The organism is Pseudoalteromonas sp. S3260 (assembly GCF_005886925.1).
Classification (GTDB): domain Bacteria; phylum Pseudomonadota; class Gammaproteobacteria; order Enterobacterales; family Alteromonadaceae; genus Pseudoalteromonas; species Pseudoalteromonas tetraodonis.
In genome coordinates this window covers 1-207 of sequence record NZ_PNCV01000416.1, presented here as the reverse complement: position 1 = coordinate 207, position 207 = coordinate 1, and the positions used below count along the sequence as shown (strand labels likewise).

Here is a 207-nt window from a genome sequence, read left to right as displayed (position 1 = left end):
ATGCCGGTATCATTGGGATTAACACTGTAAAAATTAATTTTCTTGGCAGATGCAAAAATATAATCGGCAATATCATCCAAAGAGGAAGCGAGGTAATGAATATCTTCTCTATCAAACGGGGTAATAAAATTGCGACCTAATTCGGTAAAAATACGATGCGTATTATCATCATTTTTATGCTCTAGATCTTCAATTTGGGATAAAATC

1 protein-coding gene is annotated in these 207 nt (G+C 33.3%); it reads right to left on the bottom strand.

The annotated features are described in order from the left end of the window. Window positions 1-207 (bottom strand): DUF47 domain-containing protein (locus tag CWC14_RS19020; protein ID WP_138564421.1); only part of this gene is annotated, 207 nt, incomplete at both ends.